This is a genomic window from Nostoc parmelioides FACHB-3921, from assembly GCF_014696625.1.
Taxonomy (GTDB): Bacteria; Cyanobacteriota; Cyanobacteriia; order Cyanobacteriales; family Nostocaceae; genus Trichormus; species Trichormus parmelioides.
This window is the reverse complement of the sequence record NZ_JACJQL010000097.1, coordinates 1-17,110: the sequence shown is the minus strand read 5'-3', so window position 1 is coordinate 17,110 and position 17,110 is coordinate 1. Positions and strand designations below refer to the sequence as shown.

Annotated in this window: 10 protein-coding genes; 7 read left to right on the top strand and 3 right to left on the bottom strand. The window is 40.8% G+C overall.

Annotated elements, in window-relative coordinates; all coding sequences use genetic code 11:
* Positions 1-104: 104 nt before the first annotated feature.
* A complete protein-coding gene (locus H6G14_RS30360) occupies positions 105-557 on the bottom strand; it encodes a SinI family restriction endonuclease (RefSeq protein WP_242054134.1) in 453 nt (150 codons plus the stop codon).
* Between the two features lie 159 nt (positions 558-716).
* Between H6G14_RS30360 and tilS the strand changes: the two genes are divergently transcribed.
* A complete protein-coding gene (gene tilS, locus H6G14_RS30355) occupies positions 717-1,745 on the top strand; it encodes a tRNA lysidine(34) synthetase TilS (protein WP_190572366.1) in 1,029 nt (342 codons plus the stop codon).
* 96 nt (positions 1,746-1,841) lie between these two features.
* Here the strand turns inward: tilS and hmpF are convergent, their stop codons facing one another.
* Positions 1,842-3,593 carry a pilus motility taxis protein HmpF gene (hmpF, locus tag H6G14_RS30350; RefSeq protein ID WP_190572364.1) on the bottom strand — a complete coding sequence of 584 codons (1,752 nt, stop codon included), beginning with the start codon at positions 3,591-3,593 and terminating at the stop codon, positions 1,842-1,844.
* Positions 3,594-4,062: 469 nt separating this feature from the next.
* Between hmpF and H6G14_RS30345 the strand changes: the two genes are divergently transcribed.
* From H6G14_RS30345 to H6G14_RS30325, 5 genes are all read left to right on the top strand, one after another.
* A complete protein-coding gene (locus H6G14_RS30345) occupies positions 4,063-5,286 on the top strand; it encodes a response regulator (protein ID WP_190572362.1) in 1,224 nt (407 codons plus the stop codon).
* A gap of 272 nt (positions 5,287-5,558) precedes the next feature.
* The gene (locus H6G14_RS30340) at positions 5,559-5,924 is read left to right on the top strand and encodes a response regulator transcription factor (RefSeq protein ID WP_010995103.1); all 366 of its coding nucleotides are present in this window, start codon (positions 5,559-5,561) and stop codon (positions 5,922-5,924) included.
* Between the two features lie 13 nt (positions 5,925-5,937).
* A complete protein-coding gene (locus H6G14_RS30335) occupies positions 5,938-6,468 on the top strand; it encodes a chemotaxis protein CheW (protein WP_190572360.1) in 531 nt (176 codons plus the stop codon).
* 17 nt (positions 6,469-6,485) lie between these two features.
* On the top strand, positions 6,486-9,416 hold the full coding sequence (locus H6G14_RS30330) for a methyl-accepting chemotaxis protein (RefSeq protein WP_190572358.1): 2,931 nt from the start codon (positions 6,486-6,488) through the stop codon (positions 9,414-9,416).
* A gap of 97 nt (positions 9,417-9,513) precedes the next feature.
* Positions 9,514-15,513 carry a hybrid sensor histidine kinase/response regulator gene (locus H6G14_RS30325; protein ID WP_190572356.1) on the top strand — a complete coding sequence of 2,000 codons (6,000 nt, stop codon included), beginning with the start codon at positions 9,514-9,516 and terminating at the stop codon, positions 15,511-15,513.
* A gap of 110 nt (positions 15,514-15,623) precedes the next feature.
* Here H6G14_RS30325 and H6G14_RS30320 read toward each other — a convergent pair whose 3' ends face one another.
* Positions 15,624-15,827, bottom strand: a complete 204-nt coding sequence (locus H6G14_RS30320) for a hypothetical protein (RefSeq protein WP_010995097.1) — start codon at positions 15,825-15,827, stop codon at positions 15,624-15,626.
* A gap of 333 nt (positions 15,828-16,160) precedes the next feature.
* On the opposite strand from H6G14_RS30320, the gene H6G14_RS30315 reads away from it, so the two are divergent.
* Entirely contained in the window at positions 16,161-16,997 is an 837-nt protein-coding gene (locus H6G14_RS30315) for a class I SAM-dependent methyltransferase (protein ID WP_190572354.1), read from the top strand.
* Positions 16,998-17,110: the final 113 nt, after the last annotated feature.

The window sequence follows — 17,110 nt, the reverse complement described above, 5'->3', positions numbered from 1 at the left end:
ATCCTTAAACCGTGATTTTTACGTTCAGCAATGATAACTATCTTATCTCAGTTATATCTCCTATAATCCCTTCACAGTAAGCTTTTTATCTTTTGTAGACAAGTCTAATATATAAAATCAACTGCTCTAACCATAGAACCTGAACACCAGATCCATCCATGCGGCTCGATGACTTCTGCAATATACCTTTCTAACAAATCCCCCACAATGTTTTCAGCCCCCATCGATAGGCGGTGCCATTCTTCGGCTTTTTCCAGTTCCTCAGCCGGAACTTCAAAATACTTGTTCAGGATGACACTTACCATTTCATCCGGGATTGTACTAGGTGGCAAAGGTGTTCTTGGGTCACGACCTTTTTTGAAATTTGTTGCACTGGCGATAATATATTCTTCCGTCCCTACGATTGACCGCTCTTTACCTTTTAGCGCCGAGGCCGCATCAGGGTTATCGGTAAGGAATCGTATAACAATTGTAAATTTCTCACTAAGTGATGGATCAACACTATCCATCGCCTTTTTTGCAATCTCTGCTGCATTTTGTATAAATTTAGACATCATTCCCTAGAAGCATTAAATGTTTCAGTTTTATAACATAAATTAATATGCTTCCAAAATTCTCATAATGATAATTGCTGTAGTTTTACGCTAAATTTCCTCTTAAACAGATGGGTCATATGTCCCCTATACACCTACACCCTAATCATTACTCAGTACTCTATGGTATGGACTAAGCTTCATGCAGAAATACATCGTACTATCCGATCGCGCCATTTATTTGAGTGCAAAAAAAGGCTATTAGTCGCAGTCTCCGGTGGACAAGATTCTTTGTGTTTAATCAAATTATTGTTAGATTTACAATCAAAATGGGGATGGGAATTAGGTATTGCCCATTGTGATCATTGCTGGCGTGCTGACTCCCAAGCTAATGCTCTTCATGTCAAAAATTTAGCTGCAAATTGGGGTGTGTCTTTTTACTTAGAAACAGCGAATCAACCTGTAAATAGTGAAGCTACGGCGCGTGAGTGGCGATATCAGGCTTTAAGTGCGATCGCTCAAATACACAATTATGAATATATAGTCACAGGTCACACAGCCAGCGATCGCGCTGAAACCTTACTTTACAATTTAATGCGTGGTACTGGTGCAGATGGCTTACAAGCTTTGACTTGGCAGCGTCCACTCACTGAAAATATTTTGTTAGTACGTCCATTATTGGAAATTACTCGCAAACAAACAGAACAATTTTGTCAAGAGTTTCAGCTACCAATCTGGGAAGATTCCACCAATCAAGACTTAAAATACGCCCGTAATCGCATCCGTCAAGAATTAATTCCCTACTTACAAGCCAATTTTAATCCCCAAGCCGAATTAGCCATAGCCCAAACCGCCGAACTACTACAAGCAGATGTTGAGTATCTAGAACGCACCGCCCAGCAGTTGAAGGAAGAGGCGATGGAATGGGAAGTAGGGGAAGAATTTTTATCTTCCTCATCTCCTGCATCCCTTTTATTACGGCTTAACCGTCAGGTATTGCAAAAAGCACCCTTAGCGCTGCAACGTCGGGTGATGCGGCAGATATTACAAGAAATACTTGCTGATGCGCCTAATTTTGAGCATATCGAGAAATTAACAGCCTTAATCACAGCACCCAACCGTTCGCAAACAGATCCTTTCCCTGGTGGTGCGATCGCTCAAGTCCAAGGCAATTGGATATTATTCAGGAACGGGGAAAGGCGCAACAATTAATTCTGCCTCCTGCCTTGAAAGAGGGTGTAGGGGTTTAAGGGTATGGGGGTATAGGGGAGAAATTTTTGAATTTTGAATTTTGAATTTTGAATTGATTCATGATGCCAACAACTCAGGCTGAGATATAAAACTATTTATAGTCTGACGAATCTCGGTAATAGTTTGGAGTTGATAATCACCTGTTTCTTGGATTTGCGCCAATGATTCGCCAATTCCTTGTAGCTTTTGCCTTAACTCATCTACACAATCCTGGATGGGTTGTAGAGCTTCTTGATAGAGATTTATCCGACCCCAGCATTCAGCAGTTGCTGTTTTTAATGACAGTAAGTCAGATTCTATCGTTTTCAGTTCCTTTTCCTTTTCTTGCAGGTCATGAGCTTGATTGTCAATCATCCCTTGGTCTAACTCAATAGCAGAACGCATTTGCTCAATTTCTCGTTCCAGTTGCTGTAGTTCCTGGGATTGTTTTTGCCTTTGGGTCTCGATTTGTTGCAGAATTGGGGAAAAATCAACGCTGTTATCTTCTTCTGTGGTGGGAACAGGTTGTCCTTGTCGCCGGAGTAGTACATTTTGGTGTTGCTGAATCAACTTTTGCCTGGCTAACAAATTGCGTCTTTGTCCAACCAAAGTTTGATTGAGCATCTGATACAAGTCTCGTTCATCTGACAATTCAAGTTGCAAATTAACTAAATCTTGACCAGATGCTTGATTAATTTTTTGTTGCAGTTCTTCTATGGTTTGTTGTTTATATGTCAGTTCTTGTTCTTGATCATGAACAAAACTAGAATCTATTCCCAATTTATCTATTAAGTCTTGAACTATCTTTTGTAGTTCATCTAAAGGCATATTCTCCAGAGCTTGCACATCTAATTTCTGGCTGGGAACCGCATTACCAGAAGAAGCAGCCAAAAAATTAATCTGTTGATATAAAGTATCTTGAGATTGTAACTGCTCTCTGACAAAGCGAATATGTTCTTCTTTGGCTATAAGTGAGGTTGTATTAACTTTTAATTGAGCAGTTTGCTGTTGTAAAGAATCCTGTGCTTGTTTGAATGAGTTTTGGCGATCGCTATATGTTTGCGCCAATTTATCAGCTTCTTCTTGCTTTTGATGAACTAAAGTTTTTTGTTGTTCCAAATTTTGCCAGTGAGGATTCAGAGTAGCTTGCTGTTTTTCGATTAATTCCACAGCCACACGTAGGTGTTCTCTGACGGTTTCTGTAGGCGCAATGCGACTAGACAAGCGATCGAGTAACTCACTCATCGCCTGACTTTGAGTTGCATCCAATACATTCCCCTCTTGCAGGCGTTCCTCTAAACGGCGCTGCTCACCCCGCAAATGCTCCCAAGCACCTTCTAGTTCTTGACGATTGCGTTCAACTTCAGCTTGTAATTGCTCAATTTGTTCACGGGATGTGTCCACTTCCTGTTTTTGTGCTTCCAGGCGTTGGAACTCATCTTCCATTTCATGCAGTTGTTCCAGTCGCACTTCCATATCCATTTCTCGGCGATTCAACTCCTGCGCCTGAAATGTCAGCGACTCCTTCCACTGGTCTATTTCATCTTCTTTAAGCTTATATTTTTCCAACTGTCGAGAAAAATTCTGCAAAATATTAACGAGCGGCCTACCAGCCTCCTGAATCCTTTGCACTTGGCGATTTGGTGTGAGTTCTACCAAAACCAGTGCGCCATCGTTTAACTTGCTGGCTTCCTCTGCTGCAATTACCTCTTCCGACACAGTACTCCAATTCTGGTCGGTTCGCTGACAAGCTAGCAGTTTTAATTCTGTTTTGGAACTACCACTCAGTAAGCCACCTTTCTGCTTTTGTACTTCTGCTAAATACAGCACACCGTTCTTCCTCTTGTGTACTTGATGCCAATGTTTTGAGATATACCTTATATAATTCTGCTAAATTGTCTTAATTTCACCTAAATTGAGGAAAATCAGACGAACAAAACTATTTATAGGAGCGAAATATAGCGTTTCGATATTGAGAACAGCGAATTGATTGTTGTCTCTAATATTTTGTACTGATGGCAGTTATGATGACTTCCGTGTTATCACTAACTTTATCTCAATTCTATTAAGAAAATTTACAGTTTATAAGTAAATGTATTACCTGATTAAGACTGGTTGTGAAAGAAATATATGGGAAATAGAGAAGAGTAGGAAGGGAGCAAGGGAAAAAGAGGAATACTAATAGTGAATGACAATTGACAACTGTAGGGGCGGGTTTACAGATATCCTCACTCTCAGATGATAATCTTCATAAACCCGCCCCTACTAACAACTGACTATTGACTCCGGACTAAACTAAATGCAGGGAAGTTTAAATGAAATCGATATTCGCAGTATCCTGCAATTGATTGAATTGGGACAGCGAACTGGGCAACTTTTGATTGAAGCACCTAGCTTGTACAAGCTTAATCAAAATGCGAAAGAAGGCGCAGAGGAGCCAGATTATTTTAGGAACTACCAACAACAATATTGGCTGATATTTTTTTTGAATGGGCAAATAATTTATTGTCAAGAAGGAGATATTAATTTTTCGCGGATTGACGGCTATTTGCGTTATTATCGCGTAGAAATGGGTCTAGACGAACAATATCTGACTAGTTTAGGTAAACTAAATTCTTCAGAATATGCCTATATTTGGCTGTTATTAGAGCGAAATATTATTAATCCTCAAATAGCTGAAAATATCATCTACCGTTTGGTTTGCGAGACATTGTTTGACTTGTTGAGCTTACACCAAGGTAGGTTTATATTTTGTCAGGATACAGCGATCGCTCCCCGATTAACCACCTGGGAGATTTCACCATTAGTCACTCAAGCCACCCAACAATTACAAGAATGGCACAAGCTATATCCCTATATTCAGACACCAGAACAATTGCCAATATTAGCTGACAGAGTTCATCTAAACTCATCACTCCCAGAAGCCACAATGAATAAACTTCAGCAATGGGCTGATGGAAAAACTACCTTACGTCAACTAGCACGTTATCTCAACCGAGACATTTTGACAGTCGCCAAGGTTATCTATCCATATGTACAACAAGGCTGGTTAAAACTAACCCATCCAGAACCCAACATCTACACACCAGAGAACCAAAAGAAAGCAAAAATCCTCTGTATTGACGATACAAAAAGTATTTGTGAAACTGTAGAGTCTATTCTGCAAACACGAGGATATGAAGCCACGGGCTACACCATACCGGAAGTAATCGTGTTAACCAATCCCCTAGAGGCTTTAGGTCTAATTTTTCAACTCCGACCAAATTTAGTTTTCTGTGACATTTCTTCCCCCGAACTAAATGGTTATGAGATTTGTGCCATGCTGCGTCAATCTCAAGTATTTCGGTATATACCGATGATTATGTTGAGTAGTAAAGATAAATTTATAGATCAAATCAGAGCTAAGATGGCCGGGGCAACAGATTACCTCATAAAACCTTTTAATGATGATGAATTACTCATGCTTGTAGAAAAATACTTAAAATCGTCGCCCACCAAGGGATGGGGATTTGGTAATGGGTAATGGGTAATAGGTAATAGGCCTATTACCCATTCGTAATTATCTATTACCAAAGTGGCAGGACACCTTTCCTCTCATCCCTAACCCCTATTTAGACTTGTTGATTCCCTAAAATATGGGGTAAAAAATGTTATCACAGAATCAACCTACTCCGAGACAAAGTATTATCAAGACAATTAACCAAACAATAGAATTAATTTATACAGTAATTTTTGTGGGGAGATCAGGGAATGTTCCAAACAGGAACGTCTACATCAGGAGGTAGATAGCCATTTATGAGTACAGTTCTGATTGTGGAAGACAGTCTTGCACAGAGGGAGATGATTACAGACCTCCTGAAAGCTAGTGGCTTAACAGTTACCCATGCAACTGACGGATTAGAAGCATTAGAGGCCATCAAAGAAGAACCTCCCGATCTCGTAGTCCTAGATATTGTCATGCCCAAAATGAATGGCTACGAAGTTTGCCGTCGATTAAAGTCAGATCCAAAAACCCAAAATGTCCCGGTAGTGATGTGTTCTTCTAAAGGAGAAGAATTTGACCGCTACTGGGGTATGAAACAGGGTGCGGATGCTTACATAGCAAAACCGTTTCAACCAACCGAATTGGTGGGAACAGTCAAACAACTACTGCGAGGATAAGGATGAAAACAATATGGTCAGCAAACCGGACTTTTTAAACGGTGGTGGTCAAGATCATTTCCGCCCAGAATTACAAGTAGAAAGTCCTGAAGGTGAGTTACATCTACGGTTTTATATTCCCTCGCATCAGGAGTTTGCACTACCCGCAACTGGTATTCGAGAGGTGATGGAACTAAGTCCTGATAGAATCACCCCGATTCCTAATGCTTCTCCTTTACTTTTGGGTACTCTAAATTTACGAGGTCGAGTAATTTGGGTGGCAGATTTGGGTCAATTTCTAGGGGAAGCAACTCCGTTAAACACAGACCGAGCAGAAATTCCGGTGATTGCAGTCCAGGAGCAAGACACAACTGTGGGTTTAGCTGTGGAAGCGATCGGCGGTATGGATTGGCTAGATGTACAAAATCTCATGCCACCTACAAGCATACCGGATACTATGGCTCCATTTTTGCGGGGAGAGTGGTTATTAGAGCCTAAAAACAACCAATCTCTAAGACTACTCGACCAAATGGCAATTTTGCGGAGTGCGAGGTGGGCAGGATGAAATTGGGAGGGGAGCAAATGGCAGCGAGTATAGAAGAATACCTCGAAAAGTATCAGCAGGCTTGTACAGCCTACGCGGAACAAAAATATGAAGTTGCCGCCAGTTTAGTTGATCAGGTCGTGCAGAATGTACCAGACGACCCTAATTCTCATTTGTTGCGGGGTCACATCTACTACGTTTTGCAGCAGTACGATGTGGCAACAACAGAATACGAACAGGTCATACAGTTAACCGATGACTTTGAACTTATTGGACTTGCTCAAAGTGGTCTGGAAAATATTAGTCAATATCAACAATCAAAATCAATCGCTGAACAGTCAGCGAATCTTCATAACAACGAATCCTTAGATTTGGGTGTATTTGCCTTTAAAGAATCAGAGGAATTAGAATTAGAAGACTTGGGGTCAATTGAATATCTTGACAACAACGACTTCGATTTAAATGCTTTAGAAACACAACAATCATTGGTAACCACAGAGGATTTATCTTTAGATAACCCTTTTGAAATACCTACAGATAGTATTTCTTTTAATAAAAATCCAGAATCTATAGAATCTATACCAGCTTTTATTGATGATCCTTTTGCGTTGAATCTTGAGCAAGAAGAAGAGCAGAAGACAGACTCACATCAAGAGCAAGCGGAATTAGAGTTACCGATGTTCTGGCAGGAAGAGAGTCTGGAAGAACTACAAGCTGATACTAATTCATTAGATAGTAGCGCAGAATCGTCAACCGATGATCTACACTTGGTGACAGACCATCGCCAAAATAATATCGATTCACCTTTTGCCGAATTCGACACAACAAATAGTTTTATTGGACAAGCTTCTGTAGCTGAATTCTTAATAGAAAATAGTCAAGAAGATACTACAGATGAATTAGACATAGATAAAAGCAAGCCAGAACCAGAAAATTATTCACTAGGTAAAGAAGAACTTGTGAATGGCTTCATACCCCTAGAGAATTTACCTGATGATAGTCTAGATGATACTGCTCATCCAGAATCAAATAATTGGCTACAGGAAATAGCTGCTCAAGAGGAAATATTAGCATCGCCTGCATCTGTTAATAGTGGTTTTACGATGAAATCACCATCTCCAGATATCCTCAAAGAGGAGATGAATAGCTTTGATGTTGATGAGAGTTTTGATTTTGAAGCATTTGAATCGGCTTTCGGAACAGAAAGTACAACAAATGACGAAGATACAAGCATTATCTTCAATAAAGAAAACTCTAAAAGTAATATCGAATTTTTAGACGACTTTGATGAATTTGATGATTTAGGTAATATTCCTGGGTTTGATCTGGCAGAAGCAGACTCCAGCTTTAGTGATGTGATGCTTTCCAGTTCTACGGAAATTAATAGTATCCCTAGAGGTAAAGCGGCAGAAACGGCAAACAATGCTACAGAACGCGATGAGGAGCTATTTAGCATCACTGGTTCCCAAGAAGCAGTACCAATCTTTAGCCAAACAGATGTCCCCAAGGTAGAGGCTAATGTCAATGTCGAGCAAGGTTGGTTAGCCCCATTAGAAAACGCTTCCCTAGACACAAAACCTTGGTTGGTTGGTGGGGTTGTGGGTGTTTTCTCCGCTTTGGTTGTGGCAACAGTTAGTTTTACCGCTACTAACATTGCTCCTCCCCAACAACGGGAATCATTGCGGTACACAAGTTGGGCGATGTCTTTGGCAGCCGGGATGACAGGTTTTGCCACAGCCGCCTTTATGGGGAGTGTCACCATCAAACAAGTCCGCCGCACCACTAAGGATTTGCAAGCGCAATTTGATGCTGTCCGTCAAGGTAGCTTAAATGTGCAAGCCACAGTCTATTCCCACGATGAACTAGGACAGTTATCGGCTGGCTTCAACGAAATGGCACGGGTAATTTTCACCACTACCAATGAAGCCCAACGCAAAGCTGATGAACAAGAAGAAGCCAAGGAAAATCTACAACGTCAAGTAATTCGACTTTTAGACGATGTGGAAGGCGCAGCTAGAGGGGATTTAACAGTACAAGCGGAAGTGACAGCCGACGTACTTGGAGCCGTCGCCGATGCCTTTAACCTAACGATTCAAAACCTGCGGGACATCGTACAGCAGGTAAAAGTGGCAGCGAAGGAAGTAACCAAAGGTGCAACCAATTCGGAAACCTTTGCTAGAGCCTTATCAAGTGATGCTTTGCGCCAAGCCGAAGAGTTGGGAGTTACCTTAAATTCTGTACAGGTGATGACTGACTCTATTCAACGGGTGGCAGAAGCAGCTAGAGAAGCGGAGAAAGTTGCCCGTGATGCTAGTACGATCGCTCTCAAGGGTGGGGAAGCAGTAGAAAATACGGTGGCGGGGATTTTGGAAATTCGGGAAACTGTCGCAGAAACTACCCGGAAGGTAAAACGCTTGGCAGAATCTTCCCAAGAAATTTCTAAGATTGTCGCTTTGATTTCGCAAATTGCTTCCAGAACCAACTTACTCGCACTCAACGCCAGCATTGAAGCAGCACGGGCGGGAGAAGCCGGACGGGGGTTTGCAATTGTGGCAGATGAAGTCCGCCAATTAGCGGATAAATCAGCCAAATCCTTAAAGGAAATCGAACAAATTGTGATGCAAATCCAGAGCGAAACAGGCTCTGTAATGACCGCAATGGAAGAAGGCACACAACAGGTAATTAAAGGCACAAAATTGGCAGAAGAAGCCAAGCGATCGCTCGAAAATATTATTCAAGTAGCGAATCGCATCGATATTTTGGTGCGCTCGATTACCAGCGATACCGTGGAACAGACGGAAACATCCCGTGCTGTGGCTCAGGTAATGCAATCGGTAGAACTGACAGCTCAAGAAACTTCTCAAGAAGCACAAAGAGTTTCCGGCGCACTGCAAAATCTGGTTGGTGTGTCCCGTGATTTGATTTCTTCCGTGGAACGTTTCCGTGTAGAAACGATGGAAACAAGGTAATTAGTCAATAGTCCAAAGTCCAAAGTTTACTTAATTGACTATTGACTGATAACTGATAACTGTTGACTGTTGACTGTTGACTATTGACTAAAAAACTATGCTGCCGGAACAACAACAGAGGATTTTGGGTTACTTTATTGAAGAGGCGAGAGACCACCTGAATACAATCGAACAGGGGTTGCTCAATCTTGAGAGTACCTTAAACGACCCGGAAATGATCAACGAAGTTTTCCGGGCGGCTCACTCCATTAAAGGGGGAGCAGCAATGCTTGGTTTAACTAGCATTCAGCACACTTCCCACCGTTTAGAAGATTGTTTCAAAATTCTCAAAGACAATCCGATTCAAGTTGACCAAAAACTAGAGTCGTTATTTCTTGGTGTTTCTGATACCCTGAAAGCGCTATTAGAACAATTAAGCGGGCCGTTTGGTTTATCGGAAGAAGTTGCTAATACTTTGATGTCGGAAACTGAGCCAGTTTTTCAATGGCTACATGAGCATTTGGAACAACTGGTACAAAAAGGTGGCACTGCTGAAATCGGTGACTATACAGTAAGTAAGCCAAACACAGCAGATAGTGTGGGTACACTCACAGAAATATTCTTTCGCCAAGATGTTGCCACTCCAGCAGAAGCAACCCCCAAAACGTCTCCCGTTTTACCAACCTATTCTCCCGTTGTTGCTACAGATAGCGATCAGTGGAGCGAGTTTCAAGCCCAGGTTTTACAAACACTCAGGGAGATGTTGCAACTATTTAAGCAACCAGCAACACCAGCATCCCGGCAGAATTTACAGGACTGCTGCAATCAGTTAGTCAAACTGGGGAAAACATGGAACTTGCCTAACTGGTGTAATCTATGCAAAGCCGCAGCTAATGCGATCGCTAATCAAGAAAATACCTATCTGACTTTAGCTAAAATTGTCATTACAGAAATTAAACAGGCTCAAGAATTAGTCCTGAGAAGTAGGGAATCTGAGATCACGATCAGTCACCGACTAGAAGCACTCTGGGGTTTTCCAGAAATGCCTTTGTTAGAAGTAGCACAAAATTTACTTGGTGATGTTCCCACTGCTGTTAGTCAATCATTCATAACACCAATAACCCCCACATCTGAACCTACAATTACTAATAATGAAATTAGTACACCTTTAATGGAGTCACCAACAGACAGTGTAACTAGTCTCACGGAAATCTCTGACCAACTTGCACCCCAAAGTCTCATAGCAGAAAGCATTGCCAACACAGGTATTTTATTTGATCATGACGACCAAACAGCCCACACTACTAATAAAATCCACACCCACGGGCCAGAAGTAGGAATAGCTGAGTTAAATACCCTTGCTGACTTGTTTGAAGGTGACACACCAGAACTCGATGAAACATGGCAACAAGAAGAAATTATTGATATTAATAGTTCTAGTAACTCAGGTGTGGATGTCAGCAAAATTACAGATGAAGAAATTGATAGTGATATAGCCGATTTTCTATCACTCGAAGAAGATAAAGCAGAATCTGAGATCACTATAAATAATACAGAAGATTTAAGCCTACTGTTTGGGGAAAATTTCTTAGATAAAAATAATTTAGAATCACTTGATTTATTTAAAGCCCCAGTTACTGCGGGTGAAATAATACAAGAAAATCAATATGATGCTAATCAGTTACCAGATTCTGATGATGTCATAGATGATTTATTGTCATTAAGAATTGATGATGAAATACGTGACAGCAATGAATTAGGGCAAACAAGAAACTCAAGTGATTTTGATGATTTATTTTTAGATACAGATACGAATACCGAGAGTTTAGAAGAAACTAAACCACCTACTAATTCTGAGCCGCAGCTAATAACATTACCAGAAGATTTATCGTTAAATAACTTATTTAATGATTTAGAGGAAAATACGGAATTATCAACCGATAAATCAGAAGTTAGTGATTTATTAGATTTACCACCAGCAGATAATTTAGGGACTTTATGGAACTCGGCAACTGAAGTAGAGCCGGAGCAAATATTAGAGTCTGTCATAGAAGAGGATATAGCTCAAGCTTTAGAAGAAAGTTTATTTGAAGCTGCGGCTTCAGGAGATATTTTTGTTGAAAAGCAACAATTTAAATCATCTTTGAATGAGAGTTTAGATCCAGATGATCTAAATATTACTTTCCTACAGGACGAACAGCAGTTAGATTTGCTATTTGTATCAGATACAGATGATGATTTATTTGGGGAATTCACTACAAATACACATGATGATCATGGAATTGATATTATTAGTGATGATATCCAATTCTTAAGAGAGATTAGCCAAGTTTCCCCACCGGAGATTCATGATTTTTCACAGCAACCAGAAGTTTTAGATTTTACCCCCGAATTTACAACCCAAATTCAAGAATTATCTGCTGTTACCGGATCGGAAATTGATTTATTTAGTCAAATAAATGAAAATATCAGTTCTCCGGTTATAGAAAGTAGAGAAACTTTAGAGGATAGTAATTTATTTACGACCGCAAGCGCTTTAGATGTACAGCCATCAGAAATAATCTTTGAAATTTCATCCTCAAATGTTGATTTAAAGGATATTACCTTTGAAGAAACAAATGATTCTTCTAGTTTAGAAATAGTTGCGGAAACTAGTGGACTGGATTTAGGTGATGATTTATCAACACTAACTCATGATTTAGCGGATATCACTTTTGCACAAACCAATGATTTCTCTGGTTTAGAAACAGTTATTGAGTTTGCAGCACCAGCAGTTGCAGAAACTAACGAACTAGAGTTAGATGATGATTTATCAGCCTTAACTAGTGATCTAACAGATATCACTTTTGAAGAAACAAATGATTCTTCCGGTTTAAAAACAGTTGCAGAAACTGGTGGACTCGATTTAGGTGATGATTTATCAGCCTTAACTAGTGATTTAACAGATATCACTTTTGAAGAAACAAATGATTCTTCTAGTTTAGAAATAGTTGCGGAAACTAGTGGACTGGATTTAGGTGATGATTTATCAACACTAACTAATGATTTAGCGGATATCACTTTTGCACAAACCAATGATTTCTCTGGTTTAGAAACAGTTATTGAGTTTGCAGCACCAGCAGTTACAGAAACTAGCGAACTAGAGTTAGATGATGATTTATCAGCCTTAACTAGTGATTTAACAGATATCACCTTTGAAGAAACAAATGATTCTTCTGGTTTAGAAACAGTTGTAGAAACTGGTGGACTGGGTTTAGATGATGATTTATCAGCCTTAACTAGTGATTTAACAGATATCACCTTTGAAGAAATAAATGATTCTTCTGGTTTAGAAATAGTTGTAGAAACTGGTGGACTGGGTTTAGATGATGATTTATCAGCCTTAACTAGTGATTTAACAGATATCACCTTTGAAGAAACAAATGATTCTTCTGGTTTAGAAACAGTTGTAGAAACTGGTGGACTGGGTTTAGATGATGATTTATCAGCCTTAACTAGTAATTTAACAGATATCACCTTTGAAGAAATAAATGATTCTTCCAGTTTAGAAACAGTTGCAGAAACTGGTGGACTTGATTTAGATGATGATTTATCAGCCTTAACTTCAGATGAGTTAATCACAGAAAATCGCAACTTCACAGATATTGGGGTTGAGGATATTAATTTATCTACTTCAGAATCTAGCGAATTGGGGTTAGAGCTAACAAATGATGAAAATCCAGAAGACATTGTAGATTCATCAGAGTTTGTAGCGGATATAACTCCACCTACGGCAGATGTAACCGGGGTTGAACTAGAGAATGTGGTTTCTACTCCAGTAGATATCCCTGAATCAGTCAAGTCGGATGCTGATATTCAAGATGATTTTGCTGATTTAGAAGCATTGTTAGAAATAGAAGAAGCTACACCTGATGCTGATAACGACTCCATTGCAGGAGATGATTTTGCGGCTTTAGAAGCACTTCTGGGTGAAGACAATCCGGAAACAGTACTGGATGAACCACCTGCTGTAGCTAAAATCATCAAAACTAATCCTACTGTGCCTGTAACACCAGCACCATTAGGAGATGAATTTAGTGATCTGGAGAAACTTTTAGCAGAAGCAGACCAAACCATCTCCCACTCATCGCCAGTCAAACCGACGGTAGGTAAAACTCCACGTACTTCTAATCGACGGACTGCGAGATTTGAAGAAACGATGAAAGTGCCGGTCAAGCAGTTGGATGAAATGAGTAATTTGGTTGGTGAACTAGTAGTCAACCGCAATACCTTAGAGCAGGATCATGAACGACTACGACAATCATTAGATAACTTGCTAATTCAGGTGCAACAGCTCTCAGACGTGGGTGCAAGGATGCAGGAATTATACGAGCAATCGCTTTTAGAAGCGTCTTTATTAGCTAGCCGAAAAACTAGAGAACCTGTCTACGAAGTACGTGATGCAAATAGCGATCGCGGTTTTACCTCAATAGAACTGGATAGCTTCACTCCTTTCCACACACTGTCTCAGGAAATGATTGAATTGATTGTCAGGGTGCGGGAGTCAGCGAGTGACATTGATTTTGTTACCGAAGAAACCGAACGAGTAGCCAGACAATTCCGTCAAGTGACTACTCAACTGCAAGAAGGTCTGACACGGGCCCGCATGGTGCCATTTTCCCAGACAATTGACCGCTTGCGGCGAGGGGTGCGCGACAATGCAATCAAGTTTGGTAAACAGGTGGAACTAGTGATTGAAGGTGGCGATACCCTCATTGACAAGATGATTTTGGATCATCTCAATGACCCACTGACCCATATGCTCAATAATGCGATCGCTCACGGTATCGAAACCCCAGAAATTAGGGAAGCAGCTGGCAAACCAGCAGTGGGAACCATTACTATCCGCGCCTTTCACCAAGGGAACCAAACTGTAATTTCTGTAGGAGATGACGGTGCAGGAATTGATCCCGAACGCATCAAAGCCAAAGCAGTGAAGCTGGGAATCATGACACCAGAACAGGCTAGAACTATTTCTCGTCTGGAAATTTATGATCTCTTGTTCCAGTCTGGTTTTAGTACCAAAGATGAAGCCGATGAAATTGCTGGTCGTGGTGTGGGAATGGATGTGGTGCGTTCCGAAATTAGTGAAATTCGCGGGGCGGTGAATACAGATTCTACTGTTGGCAAAGGAACCACCTTCACAATTCGCCTACCGTTAACCTTGAGTATTTGTAAGGCTCTGTGCTGTGTTTCCGATAAAGCACGGATTGCCTTCTCAATGGATGGTGTGGAAGATACCCTCGATATCCCCAGCAAAAACGTCCAAAATAACGCTGATGGACAATCATTCATTTCCTGGCGCGATACGGTTTTACCATTCCGACCGTTGAAAGACCTACTAACCTTCAATCGTCAACTCGGTCGCGGTAACGTCTACGGCGGTACTAGAGATGATGATATGATTTCCGTCGTCGTTGTGCGATCGGGTAATACTTTAATCGCTCTCCAGATTGACCAAGTATTGAGTGAGCAAGAAATTGTTATTAAACAATTTGAAGGCCCAGCACCTAAACCAATAGGTGTAGCAGGGGCTACGGTCTTGGGTGATGGTCGCATTATGCCCATTGCTGACGTACTAGAAATTATCGACATCTTCCAAGGACGGATGTCCAAACACGCTGGTGGCGCACCTTGGCAACAAACACCACCAATTGCGATCGAAATCCCAGCTGTGAAGATTGACCCAACTGTGCTGATTGTAGATGACTCGATCACCGTCCGAGAGTTGTTGTCCCTCACATTTAATAAAGCGGGTTATCGCGTTGAACAAGCTCGTGATGGTCAAGAGGCTTGGGATAAACTGCGTTCCGGTCTGCCTTGCGATATCGTCTTCTGCGATATTGAAATGCCCCGTTGCGACGGACTAGAGTTACTCTCACGTATTCAGAAAGACTCCACCCTTAACCATTTGCCCATTGCTATGCTCACCTCAAGAGGTGCAGATAAACACAGACAAATGGCAATTCAACTCGGTGCTAGTGGATACTTTACTAAGCCTTACCTAGAAGAGGCTTTACTAGAAGCCGCAGTGCGGATGTTGAAAGGTGAGAAGTTAGTCAGTCAGGGTAACGCTTAAAGTTGTTAAGAGAACGGTGATAGGTAATAGGCAATAGTAAACGACAATTACCCATTACCTATTACCAACCCCACAAATCTTGTTACTGTATTAAACGGACACGATGTTTCTCAATCTTCAAAATCTTTATTAATCCATTCACGTCCGGCTTGTTCAGCTGCTTGGGCTGTGAAATATATTTTGCGTTCTCCAAATACAGCACCACCCAAACTGAGAAACCGGAACTGCCAGCAATCAGTTTCTGTGTAGAAAACCAATAAAGTCAACCCCCTGATACCAACAAGTAGGTGAATTTGGACTTGGTTATCTGTCATTATTCAGCTGCTATGCCTCATTAGCAATTTAGTTATTAATTATGGCAAAGTACACGACTAACGACGACTGTATGAGGAATGATTGATATTTTACAGGTAAAACCAGGGTTTTTGCAGTTTGATGGTCTGAAACTGGAGGTAATCGCGCATTACAGATACTCAGGCTATATCTACACAGATTGGGTGAATTCAAAAAACAACGCTTCAACGGCTATAGAGTGCAAACTTTAGCTCAATACTGCAAGATAAAACTATACACCACTAAAATATTGCCACGTATTGAATCTAGCTTTTTGTGGTGTCAAAGTAGAGAAGCTTGCTTTTAGTCAGCTTATGAAAGATTTAGAACAAAGAAAAAGCTGGTATGCCGAAGTAGCAATTAACTACACTTCGCAAGAAAGAAAGAATTGGTACAACGATGTTGCAGATGCTTACAACAGGACAAGGCCGCGCTATCCTCAACAATTAGTTAGCCGTGTTGTGGAGTTGGCGCGTTTACCACAAAATGCGGCAATTTTGGAAGTAGGGTGTGGCCCTGGGACTGCTACTACCGCTTTTGCTCAATTAGGCTTTTCTATGGTTTGTCTAGAGCCAAGTCAGAACAGTAGCCAGCTAGCACAACAAAACTGTTCTCCCTATCCAAATGTAGAGATTATCAACACCTCATTTGAAGAATGGCCGCTAGAGCCAGGGAAATTCGATGCTGTTTTAGCAGCAACTTCATTTCATTGGGTTTCCCCAGAAGTTGGCTATTCCAAAGCTGCTGATGCTTTAAAAGATCATGGCTCTTTGATTTTCTTGTGGAACATGACACCCCAGCCAGAGTATGAGGTTTATCAAAGGCTACATGAAGTTTATCAAGCTCAAGCTCCGACTTTGGAACGATATGAAGAGCAAGAAACTCAAGAAAAATATTTAAGAAGATTTGGAAAAGCGGTTATTGATTCAGGTCGCTTCCAGGATTTAGTATCTGAGCAGCTACGTTGTGAGGTGACTTATGGCATTGATGATTATTTGACACTGTTAAGTACTTTGTCACCATATATAGCCTTGGATTCGCAACAGAGAAATTCTTTATTTGCTAGTTTGCGGGAAACTCTAGAAAAACACTGTGGTAGCAGTATGCAAATCTCATATCTTTCAGCTTTTCACGTTGCCAAAAAAATATAATAGGACTTACGCATTGACAAAAAATTTCATTCATGTGTACTAAGCAACACAAGTATGGGTAAGATTTTCTACAATGTAATCACGCAAAACTAAAGTGAATAAGTTCCTTTGCA

Excerpts from the sequence above, each read along its gene's own strand:
- H6G14_RS30320 (WP_010995097.1), bottom strand. The coding sequence starts at position 15,827 with ATGACAGATAACCAAGTCCAAATTCACCTACTTGTTGGTATCAGGGGG.
- H6G14_RS30330 (WP_190572358.1), top strand. The coding sequence starts at position 6,486 with ATGGCAGCGAGTATAGAAGAATACCTCGAAAAGTATCAGCAGGCTTGT.
- H6G14_RS30315 (WP_190572354.1), top strand. The coding sequence starts at position 16,161 with ATGAAAGATTTAGAACAAAGAAAAAGCTGGTATGCCGAAGTAGCAATT.
- H6G14_RS30360 (WP_242054134.1), bottom strand. The coding sequence starts at position 557 with ATGATGTCTAAATTTATACAAAATGCAGCAGAGATTGCAAAAAAGGCG.
- H6G14_RS30325 (WP_190572356.1), top strand. The coding sequence starts at position 9,514 with ATGCTGCCGGAACAACAACAGAGGATTTTGGGTTACTTTATTGAAGAG.
- H6G14_RS30335 (WP_190572360.1), top strand. The coding sequence starts at position 5,938 with ATGGTCAGCAAACCGGACTTTTTAAACGGTGGTGGTCAAGATCATTTC.
- H6G14_RS30345 (WP_190572362.1), top strand. The coding sequence starts at position 4,063 with ATGCAGGGAAGTTTAAATGAAATCGATATTCGCAGTATCCTGCAATTG.
- tilS (WP_190572366.1), top strand. The coding sequence starts at position 717 with ATGGTATGGACTAAGCTTCATGCAGAAATACATCGTACTATCCGATCG.
- H6G14_RS30340 (WP_010995103.1), top strand. The coding sequence starts at position 5,559 with ATGAGTACAGTTCTGATTGTGGAAGACAGTCTTGCACAGAGGGAGATG.